Origin of the sequence: Mesorhizobium sp. M0862, from assembly GCF_040319795.1 — a bacterium.
GTDB lineage: Bacteria > Pseudomonadota > Alphaproteobacteria > Rhizobiales > Rhizobiaceae > Mesorhizobium.
Genome location: NZ_JAMYOJ010000027.1, coordinates 1 through 18,435, shown reverse-complemented (window position 1 = coordinate 18,435; position 18,435 = coordinate 1). Strand labels below are relative to the sequence as shown.

The following is an 18,435-nucleotide window of genomic DNA, read 5'->3' as shown; positions in this document are numbered from 1 at the left end:
TGGCTCTCACTATCTGGCGATGTCGAGGAAGGCCGCGGTTGCGGCTTTGGCAAATTCCGGATCGTTGATGTGCAACGGCAGGCGTGAGACCCGGCGCGCGGCGTTCGGCTTGATGGTGCGCTCGACGGCACCGAACAGCACGGCGTCGGCTTCGGGGTCGAAGAAGGCGCCGCCCTCGATGTCGAGTGCCGAGACGCCTTTTTCGGGGATCAGGAAATGCACAGGGCCCTCGCAGCGAGCGAGCCTGGTGCCGATCCACTCGCCTATACCGCGGCATTCATCCACCGTGGTGCGCATCAGTGTGACGTTGGGATTGTGCTCGTAGAACAGCCGGCCCCTAAACTTCTCGGGAATGGTCGGCGGCGCCCAGAAATTGACCATGTCCACCGCGCCGACCGAGCCTACATAGGGCAGCTTGGTGCGGGCGATGGCGCCGAAGCGGTCCTCCGTCGCAGGCAGCACGCCGCCGAGCAGCAGGTCGCAGACTTCCGTCGTGGTGATGTCGATGACGCCGGCGAGCAGGCCCGAGTCCGCGAGCTTCTCCATCGAGCGGCCGCCGGTGCCGGTGGCGTGGAAAACCATGCAGTCATAGTTGGCGCGCAACTGATCCGCGATGGCGGTCACGCAAGGCGTGGTGACGCCGAACATGGTGAGCCCGAGTGCCGGCTTGCCGGTGGCAGTCGGCGCCGGCTTTGCGGCCATGCCGGCGATCGCTTGCGCCGCGTTGTGCAGCACCGTGCGGGAGAGCCGGTTCAGTCCCGCCATATCGGTGACCGATGGCATCATGATGATGTCGGAGACGTCGACATAGGGCGCGGTGTCGCCGGAGGCGAGCGTCGAGACCATGATCTTGGGCAGCCCAAGCGGCAGCGCGCGCATGCCAGCAGTGATGATCGACGTGCCGCCGCCGCCGCCAATGCCGATCACGCCTGATATGTCGTCGCGCGACTGAATGAAACTGGTGAAGGCGGCGCCCATGCCGGTCACTGCCGTGCCGCGATCATCGATGCCGAGCACGCCACTGGCTCCACCCGGATGATGCGCCGCGACCTCGCTGGCCGGGATATCGACCGGCACCGTGGCACCGCGCGTTCCGATGTCGACGCGGGCAACCGAACTGCCGGTGGCGGCAATAGCATCGGCCAGGAAGGCAAGTTCCTCGCCCTTGGTGTCGGCTGTGCCCACCACGTAGATGCGCTTCATCGCGTTTCTCCCGTCACCGGCCGACCGGCGCCGGGCCGCCTGTCGCCCTTTGCCGGCCCTTCGGTGGGCAAAGGTCATTGCAATTTTTTGAGACGCGCGTATCGTATTGACATGGAAGTCTCACGTCAACAAGCCGCTGGGAACGACGACGCCAACGAGGCTGCCGAACGCGGCCCACGGGCCCGCACAAAACGGCTGATGCTGAAGACGGCGACGCGGCTGATGCAGGCGGGCGTCACCCCGTCGGTCAGCGAAGTCGCGGAGGCGGCGCAAGTGTCGCGCGCCACCGCCTATCGCTATTTCCCCAGCCAGGCAGCCCTGGTGCAGGCGGTGGTTGACGAGGGGCTTGGGCCGATCCTGACCTGGCAATCGACGTCCACCGATGCCGGGCGGCGCGTTGCCGAATTGTTCGATACCGCCATGCCGCGCATCGAAGCTTTCGAGGCAACTTTCAAGGCAGCGCTGAAACTGTCGCTCGACCAATGGGCGCAGCGGCAGGCGGGCACGCTGGGCGGCGAGCCGCAATTCACGCGCGGACATCGCGTCCAGCTGCTGAAGGATGCCATCGCACCGCTCAAGGGCCGGCTGCCGCCGCGCGAGTTCAAGCGCCTGGCGCAGGCGCTGTCGATGATGTTCGGCGTCGAAGTGCTGATCGTGCTGAAGGATATATGGGGGCTCGATAGCCGCGGCATGCGGTCGGTCGCGCAATGGGCGGCGGGCGCCCTTGTGCGCGCCGCGGTGGCGGAATCAACGGCTGAAATCGATGCGGCCCCGACAGCGGCATTGGCGAAATAGCGCCAATCTGGTTCGACCAGATTTGGATGCCCACTATTGATGTTAACCGGGATGGCAGTGCCGAAACAAGGCTCTCCTATATCAACGAGTAGGAAAATTCAGGGAAAACAGTCGGATACATGAAGAATCCGGTTATACAAGGTCCGGTGGTGGTCCAAGAAAGAGCTTGACGGCTATCTAAAATTGGTAATACCAGATCAGGACAGAAAAGCGGATCGAAAGTGAGAGCTGCGATCCAGTTTCCGGCAAAGCGAGGAGGCTTGGAACCGGAAAGGTGCGATCTCGGGAGGAACTACCAGGCCGGCTTCACCGCCGGCTAGCATGACAAGGTAGAATGCGCACAAGGGAGGAAATCATTATGCGCAAGACAATGACCAGCCTGCTTGCTGGTATCGGCTTAGTACTTGCCTGCGGAACGTCCGTCTACGCGCAGGACAAGGAGCTCACCATCTTTTGGGCGGAATGGGATCCGGCCAATTATCTGCAGGAACTCGGCAACGAGTACGAGAAGGAAACCGGCGTCAAGATCACGGTGGAAACCACGCCCTGGTCCGACTTCCAGACCAAGGCTTTCACCGAGTTCAACGCCCATGGCGACGCCTATGATATGGTCGTCGGCGACTCGCAATGGCTCGGCGCCGGCTCGACCGGCGGCCACTATGTCGACCTGACCGACTTCTTCAACAAGCACAAGCTTGGCGAAGTGATGGCGCCGGCAACGGTGAAATATTACGCCGAGTATCCGGGCGGCAGCAGCAAGTACTGGGCGATCCCGCTCGAAGGCGACGCTGTCGGCTGGTCCTATCGCAAGGACTGGTTCGAGGACCCGAAGGAAAAGGAAGCCTTCAAGGCCAAATACGGCTACGATCTCGACGTGCCGAAGGATTTCAAGGCGCTGCGCGACATCGCGGAGTTCTTCTATCGGCCGGATCAGAAGCGATACGGCATCGCCATCTACACCGACAATTCCTATGACGCGATGGCGATGGGCTTCGAAAACGCGCTGTTCTCCTTCGGCGGCGAACTGGGTGACTACAAGACCTACAAGGTCGACGGTTTCATCAACTCCGACAAGGCAATCGCCGCACTCGACGCCTACAAGGAACTCTACACGTTCACGCCTCCGGGCTGGGCCAAGTCGTTCTTCGTCGAGGACAACCAGGCGATCACCGAAAACCTGGCCGCGATGAGCATGAACTACTTCGCGTTCTTCCCCTCGCTGATCAACGAGGCGTCGAACCCGAACGCCAAGAACACCGGCTTCTTCGCCAATCCTCCAGGCCCGAACGGCGATCAGTTCGCCGCACTCGGCGGTCAGGGCATCTCCATCGTCTCCTACTCCAAGAAGCAGGAAGAGGCGACGAAGTTCCTTGAATGGTTCATCAAGGACGAGACCCAGAAGAAGTGGGCGGCGCTCGGCGGCTACACCTGCAGCGCCGCCGTGCTCAAGTCGGAGGAATTCCAGAACGCCACGCCGTACAACAAGGCCTTCTACGAGACCATGTTCAAGGTGAAGGACTTCTGGGCGGTGCCGGAATATGCCGAGCTGCTGCAGCAGCTCAACCAGCGCGTCTATCCCTACATGATCGGCGGCGAAGGCACCGCCAAGGAAACGCTGGACGCGCTCGCAGGCGACTGGAACGCGACGTTCAAGAAATACGGCCGCGGCCAATAAGCAGCTTTTCTCGCGGAGGAGGCATCCGTGCCTCCTCCGTTCTTTTTTTCCGAAACGGGAGCAGGGTCTTGGCGACCACGATGATCACCACGCTGGACACTTCCTCGCGGGCCGCTGCACGCGGCTTGAGCGACATGTCGATCCGCAACCTCTTCATAATCCCGACGATCCTGTTCCTGATCGTCTTCAATATTTTCCCACTGATCTATTCGCTGGGCTATTCCTTCACCGATTTCCGCGCGTCGACCAACGCGCCGGCGAATTTCGTCGGGCTGCAGAATTATCGCGATCTGCTCAACGATCCCTATGTCTGGTCCAACTTCGCCATCACCGCGAAGTACGTCATCATCTCGGTCGCGGGTCAGCTGCTCGTCGGCTTCGGCGTGGCCATGCTGCTCAACCGGGATATTCCCCTCAAGGGTCTCATCACAACGCTGCTTCTGCTGCCGATGATGCTGTCGATGGCCGTCGTCGGTCTGTTCTGGAAACTGCTCTATGATCCGTCATGGGGGGTCATCAACTATGCGCTTGGCCTCGGCAATTTCGAGTGGCTGGCCGATCCCAAGATGGCGCTCTATGCGGTTGCGCTGACCGACATCTGGATGTGGTCGCCCTTTGTCATGCTGTTGTCGCTGGCCGGCCTTTCAGCGGTGCCGAAGCATCTCTACGAAGCAGCGGCGATCGACCGCGCCGGACCGTTCTACACCTTCTTCCGCATCACGCTGCCGCTGGTCGCGCCGATCCTGATGATCGCGGTCATCTTCCGCACCATGGAAGCGTTCAAGACCTTCGACCTCGCCTATATCCTGACCAGCCAGCCGACGGCCGAGCTGATCTCTATCCGGCTGTACAAGATGGCGTTCCAGGAATGGCAGACCGGGCGCTCCTGCGCGCTCGCCTACATCGTGCTGATCATGGTGCTGGCCATCACCAACATCTACGTCAAGTACCTCAACAAGGTGAAGGAGCGCTGAGATGGCCGCCGTCCGCACTTCTTCCGAAATCGGCTTCAATCGCGTCGCCATCGTCGCCGTCCTTTTGGTGACGATCATCTTCCTGGCGCCGATCTACTGGATCGCCTCGACGGCGTTCAAGCCGCGCAACCTTGCCACGACCATCCCGCCCACGGTGGTGTTCCAGCCGGAGATTTCGCCCTTCGTCAAGCTGTTCACCAAGCGCTCGCAAATGCGCAACCCGCCGTCGCCGGAAGAGTATGCGGCGGCACCCTGGTGGGAACGTGTCGTCTTCGATGGCGGTGAAAAGATCGTGCGCGACGGCAAGGGCCAGGTGCAATGGTCGGGCTATCCGAGCCGCTTCATGAACTCGCTGATCATTGCCATCACCTCGACGGTGCTGGCTGTCGGCATGGGTACCTTCACCGCCTACGGCTTCTCGCGCTTCAAGGTGAAGGGGGAGGCGGATCTGCTCTTCTTCATCCTGTCGACGCGCATGCTGCCGCCGGTGGTGGTCGCGATCCCGATGTTCCTGATGTACCGGGCCGTCGGCCTCAACGATTCCCATATCGGGCTGATCATCCTTTATACCGCCTTCAACCTGTCCTTTTCGGTGTGGCTGATGAAGGGGTTCATGGACGAGATCCCGAAGGAGTATGAAGAGGCAGCGCTGGTCGACGGCTACACCCGCATGGAAGCCTTCTTCAAGATCGTGCTGCCGGAGGCCGCCACCGGCATCGCCGCGACCGCGGTTTTCTGCTTCATCACGGCGTGGAACGAGTATGCTTTCGCGCTGATCATGACCAACCGCCGCGCCCAGACGGCGCCGCCCTTCATCCCCAGCCAGGTCGGCGCCGGCCTGCCCGACTGGACGGTGATCGCCGCCGGAACCTTCCTGTTCCTGCTGCCGGTCGCAATCTTCACCTTCCTGCTCCGCAACCATTTGCTGCGCGGCATGTCCTTCGGAGCGATCCGCAAATGAGCTTTCGAGCCATCAACCAGAAATATCTCGAACCGGGGTCTCAGGTGCTGATGGTCCTCGGCATCATCGCGCTTTGCCAGCCGTGGAACCTGCTGCTGCACAGCTATGGCGTGACCATCACCCTGATCGGCCTGATCGGCTTCAACATCACCTCGAAGATCGCGCCGGCGGAGAAGGCCGGTACCGGCCAGGTGCGCAATCCGGGAGCAGAGCATTGACCCAGATTGAGCTTCGCGGCGTCCAGAAATTCTTCGGTGCGGTCCAGGTCATCAAGGACCTCAACCTCAAGATCGACGACAACGAGTTCATCGTGCTGCTCGGTCAGTCGGGTTGCGGCAAGACGACGACATTGAGGGCGGTTGCCGGGCTGGAGACGATCGACGGCGGTGACATCCTCATCGACGGCAAGCCGGTGCAACACCTCAAGGCCGCCGACCGCGACATCGCCATGGTGTTCCAGTCGTTCTCGCTCTACCCGCATATGAGCGTCTATGAGAACATTGCTTTTCCCTTGCGCGCGACGCGCAAAAGCAAGGCCGAGATCGATAGCGAGGTGCGCTCGGTCGCCAAGACGCTGCAGATTACGGAACTGCTGGCCAAGAAGCCGTCGGCGCTGTCGGGCGGCGACATGCAGCGTGTGGCCATCGGCCGGGCTCTGGTGCGGCGGCCGAAGGCGATGCTGATGGACGAGCCGATCGGCGCCCTCGACGCCAAGCTGCGCGAAGAGATGCGGGCCGAGATCAAGCGGCTGCACATCAAACAGGGCTCGACCACCATCTATGTCACGCACGACCAGATCGAGGCGATGAGCCTCGCCGACCGCATCGTGATCATGCATGAGGGCGTGCTGCAGCAGGTCGGTTCGCCCGACGAGGTCTATTCGCATCCAGCCAATCTGTTCGTGGCGCAGTTCGTCGGCAGCCCGGTGATGAACGTCGCCGATGCGGCGATCGCCGAGACCGCTTCGGCGGCCTCCGTCACCGTCGGTGGCGCTGCCGCCGGCTTCGAGTTCCCGCGCGCGCTTTTGTCCAAGCTCAACGGTCATGCCGGCGGCCAGCTGGCGCTCGGCATCCGGCCCGAAGGCGTGCTGGTGCGCCATGAAGCGGCGGAGGGTTTCTTGCCGGTCGAGACGCAGATCGTCGAGCCGCTCGGCTCGTTCGACATTGTCGATCTCAAGGTCGGCTCCAAGATGCTGCGTGCGCGCACCAAGAGCGGCTTCGTCGGCGGCCCGGGCGAAAAGGTCTTCGCCAGGATCGATCCGACGCAGGCACATTTCTTCGACACGGCAAGCGGCAAGTCGCTTGAGGTGAGGCTCTGATGGCTCATATCCAGCTCAAGAATATTTCCAAGAGCTTCGGCAACCACACCGCACTGACCGGGCTCGATCTCGAGATCGCCGATGGCGAGTTCTTCGTGCTGCTCGGCGAGACCGGCGCGGGCAAGACGACGACGCTGCGCATGATCGCGGGTCTGGAAAAGCCGACCGAGGGTCAGGTGTTCATCGACGGCGTCGACGTCGCCGACTGGGGTGCGGCCGAGCGCGACGTGGCGCTGGTGCTTCAGCAATATTCGCTCTATCCGCGCTATACGGTGCGCGAAAATCTCGAATTCCCGCTGAAGCCGAAGATACGTCGGCTGCCGGATGCCGAGATCAAGGACCGTGTTGCGCGAGCGGCCAAGACACTGCGGATCGAGCATCTGCTCGACCGCAAGACCGACCGGCTTTCAGGCGGCGAAATGCAGCGCGTCTCTATCGGGCGCGCCATCGTGCGCAAGCCGCGCGTGTTCCTGATGGACGAACCGCTGTCGGCGCTCGACGCCAAGCTGCGCGAGGCGCTGCGCACGGAACTGAAGAACCTGCAGATCCAGCTCGGCGCCACCTTTCTGTTCGTCACTCACGACCAGATCGAGGCGATGTCGATGGGCGACAAGGTGGGCGTGCTCAACCATGGCCGCATCATCCAGACCGGCACGCCGCACGAGATCTATAACAATCCGCGCGATACCTATGTGGCCAGCTTCGTCGGCTCGCCGCCGATGAACCTGATCGATGGCAAGCTGGTCAACGGCCGCGCGGTGATGGCGCCGCTGAATTTCGAACTGCCTTTCTCTGGGGGTGCCAAGGCGGGCGGTGCGACCGACGGTCGCCCGCTCGTCTTCGGTATTCGACCTGAGGATGTGTATCTTGAAAGCGGTGCGCCGGTCGAGGCACGCGTCCACGATGTCGAGAACCATGGCGTGGAAAAGATCCTGACTCTGCGGGTCGGCGACACGACGCTGCGCGCCACGGTGCCGGCCAGAACCGATGTCCAGATCGAGCAGCCGGTGCGCTTTGCCTGGAATCAGGACAAGGTGGTGCTGTTCGACAAGGGCAGCGGCGTGAGCTTGCGGCACGCCAGCTAGTTGCGGTCGAACGACGGCGCCGCCTGACTATTTCTGGAAGTAGGTCTCGTAAGGCGTATCGTTGATCAGCAGGATCACGCACTCCGTCTCTGAGAGGCAGGCGTCGTCGTGCATCTCGTTGGCCTTCTGGGTCCAGTAGGATCCCCGCGGCAATTCGACCTTCGTCGCTTCGCCGCCGTCCATTTGCCAATGCGCCCACAGACCCTTGATGACCAACGCGCGATAGTCGGCGGTGTGCGCATGAACCGGCGCGCGCCAGTTGCCGGGAACTTTCAGCAAGGCTGTCCTCGAGGGCAAAGGCGCGAGCGGGAAAGACGCAAGAAACGGCGAGCACCAGAAACGCGCCGTCTTCGGCGGCCTGGTGGTCGACAATGCCGGTGTGGCCAGCGCCTTCGCCTATTGTGGCGCTGCGACCTTGCTGGCGGCGATCGTTGTGTTCGCGCGCGGCCCTAAGCGCGTCGAATAGCCGATAGCCATCCTTGGCTAAAGCAGCGGGCCCGAGAACTATCAAGGTTTTCGGGGCGTTGCTTTTGTGGTGAGAGGCCACCGTAGGGTCAGACCGCGCGGCCGTCGAAGTCGAAGACCGGCAGGCCGGTGGGATCGAAATCGGCGACGCAGTTGAGGTTGATGTAGGCGCTGCGTTCGCTGCCCTGACTGACATCCTCGGCAAAGGGATGGATGCCGCAGGTGCGGCAGAAGCGATGCGCCATTGCATGATTGCCGAATGTGTAGGTGCCGAGATCGTCGCCCCACGCCAGCACCGTCAGGCTGTCATGCGGGATGGCGGCCAACAGCGCGCCCTTGCGCGAGCAGATCAAACAATTGCACCGCACGGCGCCGGTCAGCTGCGCCTTGAATTCGAACGCAACCTTGCCGCAGTGGCAGCTGCCTTTGTACAGCATCAGTCCCTTCCTATCGCTGGCAGGTGCAAAGGCACGCTGTCCGGGCTATTCCTTCCGCTGACCTAGCGGCCCATATGCCTTAAAGACGCTCCACCTTGACGGAATCCGACATCGACATGCAATCAATCCGCGATCGTCTCGAGATCATCCTGTCACGTCTTGCCAGTTGCGCGGCAGGCGAGAAGGTGTTCACCAAACTCTATGCCGAGGCGGCGCGCGCAGCGGCCGAGGCCACCGATGCGCGCAAGAAGGCCGGCGTATCGCTCGGGCCGCTCGACGGCACCATCGTGTCGATCAAGGATCTGTTCGATGTCGCCGGCGAGCCGACCACGGCCGGGTCGCTGATGCTGAGGGACACCGCGCCCCGTCGGCACGATGCGGCGATCGTCAACCGTCTGCGCCAGGCCGGCGCCGTCATCATCGGCAAGACCAACATGACCGAATTCGCCTTCACCGCTATCGGCGACAACATGCACTACGGCACACCGGGCAATGCCGCCGACACCAGCCGCATTCCAGGCGGTTCGTCGTCGGGCGCCGCCGTGTCCGTTGGCGAGGGGACGAGCGACATTTCCATCGGCTCCGACACCGGCGGTTCGGTGCGCATCCCGGCATCGCTGAACGGCGTCGTCGGTTTCAAGCCGACGGCGCGGCGCGTGCCGCTGACTGGTGCCTATCCCCTTTCCGCGACGCTGGATTCGATCGGGCCGCTGGCGCTGAGTGTTGCTGCGTGTGCCCTGGCTGACGCCGCGATGACGGGCGAGCAGATGCCGCAACTGCACCTGCCGTTAGCGCTTGCCGGGCTTCGTGTCGGCATTCCGCGCGGCCTGCTTTTCGAAGACACGGAAACGGAGATTGCCGCCGCGTTCGATCGCAGCCTTGCCGGGATCGAGCAGGCAGGCGCGTGGCTCACGGACATTTCGATCGACGACCTCATTGCCGATCTGCGCCTGGCCACCAAACGCGGCTCGATCGCGGCCATGGAAGGTTCTGAAATCCATGCCGACTGGCTGGCGACGGGCGCATCGGTGCCGGTCGATCCCCATGTCAGCGGGCCGCTGTCGCGGGCGGCGGCCATACCGACGCCGGTTTATATCAGGGCAATGCGTCGTCGCGCGGCACTGTGCATAGCCATGGACGAGCGGTTGGGTTCGGTCGATGTGCTAGCTCTGCCGACCACGCCGGTGACAGCGCCGACTATCGTTTCGATGGCCGAGGATACGGCTCTGCGTGAACGCACCGAAGGTCTGCTGCTGCGCAATACCCAGGTCGCCAACCAGTTCGACCTCTGCGCGATCTCGCTGCCGATGCCCGGCATGACGCTGCCGGCCGGACTGATGCTGGTGGCGCGCAATGGCCACGACCACCATCTGCTGCGCATCGCGGCTGAAGTCGAGCGGCTGCTCCGATAGGCAGCGAGCCGTAGGTCGGCAGTCAACGTGCCGCGCAGCGCTTGCGCTCGCTTTTCTTGGAGGAGCGTTCGATTTTGGTAACGACCAGCATCGGCGGATCGTTCGGCTGGCCGCGATGCTGGATCGATCCTCGGACGACGAGTTTTCCAGCATAAAGCTTGTCGGAGAGGTCAGGTGCCGATCTGTCCACGGCGGCAATTCCGTAGTGTTGAGCTCCACGCCTTTAACGACATTGCCGGTGGTCAGATCCAGCGCATTGCCTGACGGGCAGGGCGCCATCATGCAGACGATCCCATTGCTGCAATAGACATAATCGCTGCTTTGTGCCGCCGCGAGCGAAGGTAAGGCCACGATCGACGACACTGCGAGAACCAGAGATGCGAAGCGAAAACCGGACATGGTTCACGCGTCCGCCGGGAACCGTCTGCGGTAATGCTCGACCACGTCGGGATTGCGCAGATTGACAGGCAGCCGGTTGGCCAGCACCAGCAAGGTCTCGCCGGCCGCGCCCACGCCCATGCGCATCATCGATTGCTCGGTAATCCCCGCCATATGCGGGGTGACGATAACATTGTCGAAACCGAAATAGGGATGGTTTGCCGGCAGCGGCTGCGTGGCAAAGACGTCGAGTGCGGCGCCGCCGATCCGGTCTTGGCGCAAGGCCTCGATCAGCGCCTCGTCGTCGATCACCGGTCCGCGCGAAATGTTGATCAAAAGCGCGTCCGGCTTCATGCGGGCAATGCGTTCGCGGCTGATCAGGCCGCGCGTTTCCGGCGTCAGCGGGCAGCAGAGCACGATGATGTCGCTCTGTTCGATCAGCGCATCGATCGACAGGAAGCCGATCCTGTCGGGTGCCGGCTGCATGCTGCGGGTCGTCGCCACGACGTCGAGGCCGAAGCCGTGCGCGGCGATATGGGCGACCGCCTGACCGATGGCGCCGAAGCCGATGATGCCGATGGTCTTGCCGGCAAGCTCGCTGGCATGGCTGGCGTGGTCGCGGCCGGCATTCCAGCCCTTGGCGCGCAAGTCGCGGTCGACCGAACGGAAGCGCCGAAGCAGGGCAAGGGCCGCGAACATCACATATTCAGCGACCGAACGCGCATTGACCGCCGGCACGTTGGCGACCAGCACGCCGGCCGCGGCCGCGGCCTCCATCGGCACCATGTCGAGCCCGGCGCCGTGGCGGACAGCTGCTCTGAGTTTCGTGGCGTTTTCGAACAGCGACGGCGGCAGCGGTGCGCGAACGATGATGACGTCGGCATGCTTCGCCTCGGCGGTCAGCGTTGCCGCATCAAGCGCTGAGGCGACGACGAGTTCACCGGCGCCCGCCAGCATTGCGGAGGCACGCGGATGCAGCGTGTGCGTCGACAGGATTCTGGGCATGGGGCTCTCGCTAGTCGCAATTCTCAAAGGAAAGCGCCGCGCGCTTTTCCCAGAAAAACCGTTTCACACCTTTCCTGGAATTGCACTAGACCTTCTCAAGTGCCAGGCTTTGCGCTTGCGCCTCCCGGCCCTCGATGATCCCCTTCCAGTAGCTTTCCGCGCCTTGCAGGTGGGCGCTCATCAGCGCCTGGGCGAGATTGCCGTCGCGACGCAGCAGCGCCTCGTAGATCTGGATATGCTCGGCATGCGAGCGTACTGAGCGCTCGGGATCGTTGAAGTAGATCGGCAGCCGCTGCTCGCCCATCAGGTAATAGACACTGCAGATATTGTGGAAGACGCCGTTCTTGGTCGCCCGCACGATTTCGAGGTGGAATTCGCGGTCTTCCTTGGCGAGGCCTTCGCCGGCGGCGATGCACTCCTCCGAGGCTTTCAGGATCTCCCGCAGGCGTTCGAAATTCTCTTCAGTGGCGCGGGAACAGGCAAGTTCGGCGGCCTTTATCTCGTGGATCTTGCGCAGTTCGACGGTCTCGTAGATTTGCACCGGGTCGAGCGGCAGGCCGGCACGGGCAAACAGCGCCAGCGCCTCGACACTGGCCTGCCTGGTGTCGACATAGATGCCGGATTTGGCGCGGCGCTCGACGATGCGCATGGCCTCCAGAATGGCCAGCGCCTCGCGGATCTGGCCGCGACTGACGACGAAATGCTCCGCCAGTTCGCGCTCCGAAGGCGTGCGGCCGGTCTCCTTGTCCGAATGGGCGAAGAGATAGGCGGCGAGCTCGGCGAGAAGGTTCTTTTCTTTCATCGTCAACCGCGTTGCGCGTGCGCCTCCAGGAACCGCTCCGAAATGGTGAATCCCAGACCCGGCTTTTCAGGGATCGCTATCATACCGTCCCTTGCTTCGACAGTCTCTTCGATAAGATCGTGGATCATCGGGTTGGCGCCGAGCGAATATTCGACGGTAAAACTGGCAGGCGAGGCTGCACAAACATGCAGGCCGGCGAAGAAGCATGGCGCGCCGGCCCACAGATGTGGGGCAAAGCGCAGATTGAAGGCACTGGCGATGGTGCCGATCTTCATCGCCTCGCTGATACCGCCGCAAAAGGCCGGATCCGGCTGGAAGATGTCTGCGGATTTCAGCACCGCGAGATCGCGGAAGGCGTAGCGCGTCGCTTCGCTTTCGCCGGTGGCGATCGGGATCGAGCCCGAGGCGCGCACCTCGGCCATACCAGCCTTGTCGTCGGCGATAACAGGCTCCTCGAACCAGGCGAGGTCGAGATCGCTGGCCAGGCTGATGAAGCGCTTGGCCTCGGCCACCGTATAGGTGCCGTGCGCGTCGACCATCAACTCGACGTCAGGACCGAGCGCCTGCCGCGCGGCGCGGACGCGGGCGGCGGAAATGTGCGGGGCGCCGTCCATGGCGCCGACGCGCATCTTCAGCGCCCTGAAGCCGCCTTTGGCGATGTAGGATTTGAGCTGCTCGCCGATAGCCTCGGCGGCAGCCCAGCCGCCGGAGGCGTAGGCCGGCATGCGGTCGAGCTTGCGGCCGCCGATGAGCCGCCACACCGGCTGTCCCAACGACTTCCCCAGAATATCCCAGAGCGCGATATCGACGGCGCTGATTGCCGCAATGCTCATGCCGCGCCGCGCCAGCTGCGGCATGGCATGGCCGGCGCGCGCGGCACTGTCATGGCGCACGCCGTTGTAGAGCATCTCCCAGATCATACCGATGTCGGCGGGGTCGCGGCCGATCAGCTGCGGCCCGACCTCGTGATTCAGCATGTAGACCAGCGCACCATAGCTGCCGGCGCTGCCGGCGGCGTTCTTGCCCTCGCCCCAGCCGATCAGCCCGTCGTCAGTCTCAATGCGCAGGATGGCGGCGTCGAACGTCGTCACCTGGCCAAAGTCGCTGCGATGCTGCTTCGCGGCCTCAATCGGCACGCGGACCCACCACGCCTGGACCGTTTTGATGCGCATCCCGATCGGCTACTTGATCAGCGGCAGCAGCGTTTCGGCCGTGATGCGCATCTGGTCGGTGTAGAATTTCTCCGTCAGCACGCTGGAGCCGTGATCCTGGATGAACTTCAGCTGTTCGGGAGAAATGTCGACCGGATTCCGGTCGACCATGTCGGGATAGGGCGCGGCGGGTGTGCGGTCGACGGGCGCGACGAATTCGTTGGTCAGCGCGCCGTCATAGCCGACTTCCTTCAGCGTCTGCACGATCCGTGGCCAATCGATCTGGCCAAGGCCGGCGGCAAAGCGGTTGTTGTCGGCGACGTGGAAGTCGAACAGCCGTTTGCCGACCTGACGGATCGCGTCATGGACGTTAAATTCTTCCATGTGGATGTGATAGGCGTCGAGGCAGACGCCGCATTCGGGGCTGACCGCATCGGCCAGGGCCAACGCCTGCGCGCCGCGGTTGAACAGATAGGTCTCGAAGCGGTTGAGCGGCTCGACCGCGATCTTGACGCCGACCTTCTTGGCATGGGTGAAGCATTCGCGGGTGGCGTCGACCACCCACTTCCATTCCTCTTCCTCGGTGCCGTCCGGTACCACTTTGCCGACGGTCGCGGGCACCAGCGTTATGATCTCGCCATCAAGTTCGCTGACCATGGTCAGCACGTCCTTGACGTACTGCACCGAGCGTTCGCGCTGGCCTTGGTCCCTGGCGGCAAGGTTGCGTTCGCCCAGCATCAGCGTCACCGACCCCCAGCAGCGGATGCCGTATTCTTTCAGCAGCGCGCGGGTCTCCTTGGTCTTGTATTGCTCGGGCTCGCCGGAAATCTCGATCGACTCGTAGCCGAATTTCTTGATGCGCTTCAGCGTCACCTCCAACGGTTCCGCGCGCATCCAGTTGTGCGTCGAAAGATGCATGGTCTATCCTTCCCAGAATTCGTCTGTGCCAGTTCGCCTGCGATGCGCCCCACAAGGCGCGTCGCGTGTTTCCTCCCCAAGGCGCTCCAGCGTTTTTGCGCAACTGGTTCGACCAATTGGGCCCTAATGGAGGTCTACAGCAATTTTTGTCGCGCGGCAAGAACCGCCGCCATGCGATATCGGCATCTGTGTACCGTATTGATTATGCTGGTATATATCGCCAAAAATGGAATGCCCTGGCAGCTTTGTGCGTGAGTCAAATGGCTTGACCCATTTTCGGTATTTGGTAATACCAGAATGCCGATACGAGAATGCACATCACGAGAGACCAAAGAGGCTGGCCCTGCTTTCATCAGACGCTATGCTGGGTCCTTGGAAAAATGATTGGGAGGATGCCGATGCCGTCGACAATGAAGGGTCCGGGGCTGTTTCTGGCGCAGTTCGCGGGGGATACCGCGCCGTTCAATTCGCTGGCCTCGATCACCAAATGGGCGGCCGGTCTCGGTTACAAGGGCGTGCAGATCCCGACCTGGGATGCACGCCTGTTCGACCTCAAGAAGGCGGCATCTTCCAAGACCTATTGCGACGAGGTGAAAGGCATCTGCGCGGATGCCGGCGTCGAGATCACCGAACTGTCGACGCATCTTCAAGGGCAGCTGGTGGCGGTGCACCCGGCCTATGATGCTCAGTTCGACGGCTTTGCACCGCCTGCGGTGCACAACAACCCCAAGGCCAGGCAGAAATGGGCGGTCGAACAGATGGAGTTCGGCGCCAAGGCCTCGAAGAATCTTGGCCTGAAAACCTCGGTGACGTTTTCCGGCGCTCTGGCCTTCCCGTATCTCTATCCCTGGCCACAGCGGCCGGCCGGGCTGATCGAGGAGGCCTTTGCCGAACTCGGCAAGCGCTGGAAGCCGATCCTCGACGTCTATGACGAGAACGGCGTCGATGTCGGCTATGAGATCCATCCTGGCGAGGACATCTTCGACGGCGCCACGTTCGAAATGTTCCTCGATGCGGTTGGCGGCCACAAGCGCTGCAACATCAACTACGACCCATCGCATTTCCTTTTGCAGCAGCTCGACTATCTCGAATTCATCGACATCTATCACGAGCGGATCAAGGCCTTCCATGCCAAGGATGCCGAGTTCAATCCGACGGGGCGGCAAGGCGTCTATTCCGGCTATCAGAGCTGGACCAATCGCGCCGGCCGCTTCCGCTCGCTTGGCGACGGGCAGGTCGATTTCGGCGGCATCTTCTCCAAGCTTACCCAGTATGGCTACGATTCCTGGGCGGTGCTGGAATGGGAGTGTTGCCTCAAGCATCCGGAGGACGGCGCGGCCGAAGGCGCGCCCTTCATCCAGCACCACATTATCCGGGTGACGGAAAAGGCCTTTGATGATTTCGCCGGCGGCACCACCGACAAGAAGATGCTGCGCGCCATGATGGGTATTTGAGACAAGCAGGAGAAAGACATGGTCGGCGCATCGAAGTCGGAAGCGGGGGGCGGCCCGATCCGCTATGGTATGGTCGGCGGCGGCCAAGGCGCCTTCATCGGCGCGGTGCATCGGATCGCGGCGCGCATGGACAATGACTTCGTGCTGGTGGCCGGCGCCCTGTCGGCCAATCCCGAGCGCGCCAAGGCTTCCGCCGCCGAACTCGGTCTCGACCCGGCGCGCAGCTACGCCTCCTATGCCGAGATGGCCAAGGCCGAGGCCAAGCGCCCGGACGGCATCGAGGCGGTGGCGATCGTCACCCCCAACAATGTGCACGTGCCGGCGGCCAAAGCGTTTCTCGAGGCCGGCATCCACGTCATCTGCGACAAGCCGCTGGCGACCACCTTGGCTGAAGCCAGGAAGCTAGCGGCGATAGTCGAAAAGACCGGCAAGGTGTTCGTGCTGACCCACAATTACACTGCCTATCCGATGATCCGGCAGGCGCGCGAGATGGTGGCCAAGGGGCAGCTTGGCGACATCCGCATCGTTCAGTCCGAGTACCCGCAGGATTGGCTGACCGAAGACCTTGCCGCCACCGGCCAGAAGCAGGCGGCGTGGCGCTCCGACCCCAAGCAGGCGGGCGCGGGCGGCGCGCTCGGCGACATCGGCACCCATGCCTACAATCTGGCGCGGTTCGTCTCGGGTCTGGAACTCGATTCCCTGTCGGCCGATCTCGACGCTTTCGTGCCGGGGCGGCTGCTCGACGACAATGTCAATGTCATGCTGCGCTTCAAGCCGGTAGGCAAGGTGCATCCGGCCAAGGGCATGATCTGGGCAAGCCAGGTGGCGCCTGGCCACGAGAACGGGCTGAAGCTGCGCATCTATGGCTCGAAAGGCGGGCTGGAATGGGTGCAGGCCGATCCGAACTATCTCTGGTACACGCCCTTCGGCCAGCCCAAGCAGCTGCTCACCCGCAACGGCGCCGGCGCGCTGCCAGTTGCGGGACGCGTCAGCCGCGTTCCGTCTGGCCATCCGGAAGGCTATCTCGAAGGCTTCGCCAACATCTACCAGGAGGCGGCGCGGGCGATCCGCGCGGCACGCAAGAAGGGCGGCAAGCCGGGCAAGGACGTGGTGTTCCCGACCATCCAGGACGGCGTCGAAGGTATGGCGTTCATCGAGGCCTGCGTTAAGTCATCGAAGAAGAACGGGGCGTGGACGAAACTTTAGGGAGCGCCGGCGCCAAGTCTCTTCTCCCTTCGGGGAGAAGGTGGCCGCGAAGCGGCCGAATGAGGGCGCATGGTGCGAGGTGCGAAAGAAACCAGCGCGCGCCGTCAAACGGGGAGGGGCTGTCGATGAAAATCGGCATGTGCATGTTTTTGTGGACGACTTCCGTGTCTAAGAAACACGAGCCGTTGCTGCGCGACATCAAGGCGACCGGCTTCGACGGCGTCGAGATACCGATCTTCTCAGGCACGCCAGAGGACTACAAGAAGCTTGGCGATCTGCTCGACCGCATCGGGTTGGAGCGCACGGCTGTTACGGCGATGGGCGACCCGGCGATGAATCTGATTTCGCCGGATGCCGCGACCCGCAAGGCCGGCATCGGCTACATGAAATGGGCGATCGATTGCGCCCAGGCGCTCGGCGCGAGTACGCTGAGCGGGCCGCTGCATTCGACGCTCGGCGCCTTCTCCGGCAGCGGGCCGACCGCTGCCGAGAAGAAGCGCTCGATCGCCTCGCAGCGCGCCATTGGCGATCATGCCGGCAAGCGGAACGTTACCATCGGGTTGGAGGCGCTCAACCGTTTCGAGTGCTATCTGCTGAACACGATGGCCGATCTGTCCGAGCACGTCGATGCCATCGACCGGCCGCACATCAAGGCGATGTACGACACCTTCCACGCCAATATCGAGGAAGCCGACCCGATCGGCGCCTACATGAAGCACCGGCGGAATGTCGTGCACATCCACATTTCGGAGAACGATCGCGGCGTGCCGGGGCGCGGGAACATTCCGTGGAAAGAGACTTTCGCGGCCATCCGCAAGAGCGGCTATGACGACTGGCTGACGATCGAGGCGTTTGGCAGATCGCTGAAGGATCTGGCGGCGGCGACCAAGGTGTGGCGGGATTTTTCCGAGACGCCGGAGGCAGTTTATCGCGAGGGATACAGGCATATCAGGGATGGGTGGAAGCGGGCGGCTTAGCCGCTCACTTCCTCATCCACGGGCGGAGCGGGAGCGCAGCGGACGCGGAGACCCGAGGACCCATGCCGCGACTGTCGCGCGCCGCAGCGGTGCAGGTAGGAGATGCGAATGGACGCCTCTTTTTGGGTAGTGTGCTGAGAGTTCTGCAAATTCGCTGAGAGGGGGCGGTCATGGCAGGCTGGTGATTGTTCACGTCACCTGATTCCCGCGAAGGAACGC

Annotated in this window: 19 protein-coding genes and 1 pseudogene; 12 read left to right on the top strand and 8 right to left on the bottom strand. The window is 62.8% G+C overall.

The window, feature by feature from the left end:
• Positions 1–9 precede the first annotated feature (9 nt).
• Positions 10–1,203: a Tm-1-like ATP-binding domain-containing protein gene (locus tag NKI15_RS28080; protein WP_352887617.1), complete on the bottom strand. Its 1,194-nt coding sequence runs from the start codon at positions 1,201–1,203 to the stop codon at positions 10–12.
• Between the two features lie 111 nt (positions 1,204–1,314).
• Between NKI15_RS28080 and NKI15_RS28075 the strand changes: the two genes are divergently transcribed.
• From NKI15_RS28075 to NKI15_RS28045, 7 genes are all read left to right on the top strand, one after another.
• Positions 1,315–1,998 carry a TetR/AcrR family transcriptional regulator gene (locus tag NKI15_RS28075; RefSeq protein ID WP_023704248.1) on the top strand — a complete coding sequence of 228 codons (684 nt, stop codon included), beginning with the start codon at positions 1,315–1,317 and terminating at the stop codon, positions 1,996–1,998.
• A 358-nt stretch (positions 1,999–2,356) separates the two neighbouring features.
• Positions 2,357–3,673: an ABC transporter substrate-binding protein gene (locus NKI15_RS28070; RefSeq protein ID WP_023669849.1), complete on the top strand. Its 1,317-nt coding sequence runs from the start codon at positions 2,357–2,359 to the stop codon at positions 3,671–3,673.
• 68 nt (positions 3,674–3,741) lie between these two features.
• Positions 3,742–4,647, top strand: coding sequence for a carbohydrate ABC transporter permease (locus NKI15_RS28065; protein WP_023682997.1), 906 nt, complete (start codon positions 3,742–3,744; stop codon positions 4,645–4,647).
• A 1-nt stretch (position 4,648) separates the two neighbouring features.
• Positions 4,649–5,608 carry a carbohydrate ABC transporter permease gene (locus NKI15_RS28060; protein WP_023682998.1) on the top strand — a complete coding sequence of 320 codons (960 nt, stop codon included), beginning with the start codon at positions 4,649–4,651 and terminating at the stop codon, positions 5,606–5,608.
• Positions 5,605–5,826: a hypothetical protein gene (locus NKI15_RS28055; protein ID WP_023704247.1), complete on the top strand. Its 222-nt coding sequence runs from the start codon at positions 5,605–5,607 to the stop codon at positions 5,824–5,826. The genes NKI15_RS28060 and NKI15_RS28055 overlap by 4 nt, the downstream gene beginning before the upstream one ends.
• Positions 5,823–6,926, top strand: coding sequence for an ABC transporter ATP-binding protein (locus NKI15_RS28050; protein WP_023704246.1), 1,104 nt, complete (start codon positions 5,823–5,825; stop codon positions 6,924–6,926). Before NKI15_RS28055 ends, NKI15_RS28050 begins: the two co-directional genes overlap by 4 nt.
• Positions 6,926–8,011, top strand: coding sequence for an ABC transporter ATP-binding protein (locus NKI15_RS28045; RefSeq protein WP_023669844.1), 1,086 nt, complete (start codon positions 6,926–6,928; stop codon positions 8,009–8,011). The genes NKI15_RS28050 and NKI15_RS28045 overlap by 1 nt, the downstream gene beginning before the upstream one ends.
• A 27-nt stretch (positions 8,012–8,038) precedes the next feature.
• On the opposite strand, the pseudogene NKI15_RS28040 reads toward NKI15_RS28045, so the two are convergent.
• Positions 8,039–8,338: pseudogene (locus NKI15_RS28040) on the bottom strand (DUF4437 domain-containing protein); the annotation flags it as partial.
• On the opposite strand from NKI15_RS28040, the gene NKI15_RS28035 reads away from it, so the two are divergent.
• On the top strand, positions 8,271–8,477 hold the full coding sequence (locus NKI15_RS28035; protein ID WP_352514978.1) for a hypothetical protein: 207 nt from the start codon (positions 8,271–8,273) through the stop codon (positions 8,475–8,477). The pseudogene NKI15_RS28040 and the gene NKI15_RS28035 overlap by 68 nt on opposite strands.
• Positions 8,478–8,565: 88 nt before the next feature.
• Here the strand turns inward: NKI15_RS28035 and NKI15_RS28030 are convergent, their stop codons facing one another.
• The gene (locus NKI15_RS28030; protein ID WP_352514964.1) at positions 8,566–8,913 is read right to left on the bottom strand and encodes a GFA family protein; all 348 of its coding nucleotides are present in this window, start codon (positions 8,911–8,913) and stop codon (positions 8,566–8,568) included.
• 116 nt (positions 8,914–9,029) lie between these two features.
• On the opposite strand from NKI15_RS28030, the gene NKI15_RS28025 reads away from it, so the two are divergent.
• Positions 9,030–10,325, top strand: coding sequence for an amidase (locus NKI15_RS28025; RefSeq protein WP_352514977.1), 1,296 nt, complete (start codon positions 9,030–9,032; stop codon positions 10,323–10,325).
• Between the two features lie 22 nt (positions 10,326–10,347).
• Here NKI15_RS28025 and NKI15_RS28020 read toward each other — a convergent pair whose 3' ends face one another.
• The 5 genes from NKI15_RS28020 to NKI15_RS28000 form a co-directional block, all read right to left on the bottom strand.
• Positions 10,348–10,515 carry a hypothetical protein gene (locus tag NKI15_RS28020; RefSeq protein WP_245275068.1) on the bottom strand — a complete coding sequence of 56 codons (168 nt, stop codon included), beginning with the start codon at positions 10,513–10,515 and terminating at the stop codon, positions 10,348–10,350.
• Positions 10,516–10,727: 212 nt separating this feature from the next.
• Entirely contained in the window at positions 10,728–11,708 is a 981-nt protein-coding gene (locus tag NKI15_RS28015; RefSeq protein WP_023686626.1) for an NAD(P)-dependent oxidoreductase, read from the bottom strand.
• A gap of 85 nt (positions 11,709–11,793) precedes the next feature.
• The gene (locus NKI15_RS28010; RefSeq protein WP_023686625.1) at positions 11,794–12,510 is read right to left on the bottom strand and encodes a FadR/GntR family transcriptional regulator; all 717 of its coding nucleotides are present in this window, start codon (positions 12,508–12,510) and stop codon (positions 11,794–11,796) included.
• Positions 12,511–12,512: 2 nt separating this feature from the next.
• Entirely contained in the window at positions 12,513–13,682 is a 1,170-nt protein-coding gene (locus tag NKI15_RS28005; protein ID WP_023700157.1) for a mandelate racemase/muconate lactonizing enzyme family protein, read from the bottom strand.
• A 9-nt stretch (positions 13,683–13,691) separates the two neighbouring features.
• Positions 13,692–14,579, bottom strand: a complete 888-nt coding sequence (locus NKI15_RS28000) for a sugar phosphate isomerase/epimerase family protein (RefSeq protein ID WP_023669836.1) — start codon at positions 14,577–14,579, stop codon at positions 13,692–13,694.
• 398 nt (positions 14,580–14,977) lie between these two features.
• Between NKI15_RS28000 and NKI15_RS27995 the strand changes: the two genes are divergently transcribed.
• The 3 genes from NKI15_RS27995 (at position 14,978) to NKI15_RS27985 (ending at position 18,216) form a co-directional block, all read left to right on the top strand.
• On the top strand, positions 14,978–16,033 hold the full coding sequence (locus tag NKI15_RS27995) for a sugar phosphate isomerase/epimerase family protein (RefSeq protein ID WP_023733624.1): 1,056 nt from the start codon (positions 14,978–14,980) through the stop codon (positions 16,031–16,033).
• A gap of 18 nt (positions 16,034–16,051) precedes the next feature.
• Positions 16,052–17,239 (top strand): Gfo/Idh/MocA family protein, encoded by a 1,188-nt coding sequence (locus tag NKI15_RS27990; protein WP_352514965.1) that lies wholly within the window; start codon positions 16,052–16,054, stop codon positions 17,237–17,239.
• A gap of 125 nt (positions 17,240–17,364) precedes the next feature.
• Positions 17,365–18,216: a sugar phosphate isomerase/epimerase family protein gene (locus NKI15_RS27985; RefSeq protein WP_023692014.1), complete on the top strand. Its 852-nt coding sequence runs from the start codon at positions 17,365–17,367 to the stop codon at positions 18,214–18,216.
• The last annotated feature ends 219 nt before the right edge of the window (positions 18,217–18,435 follow it).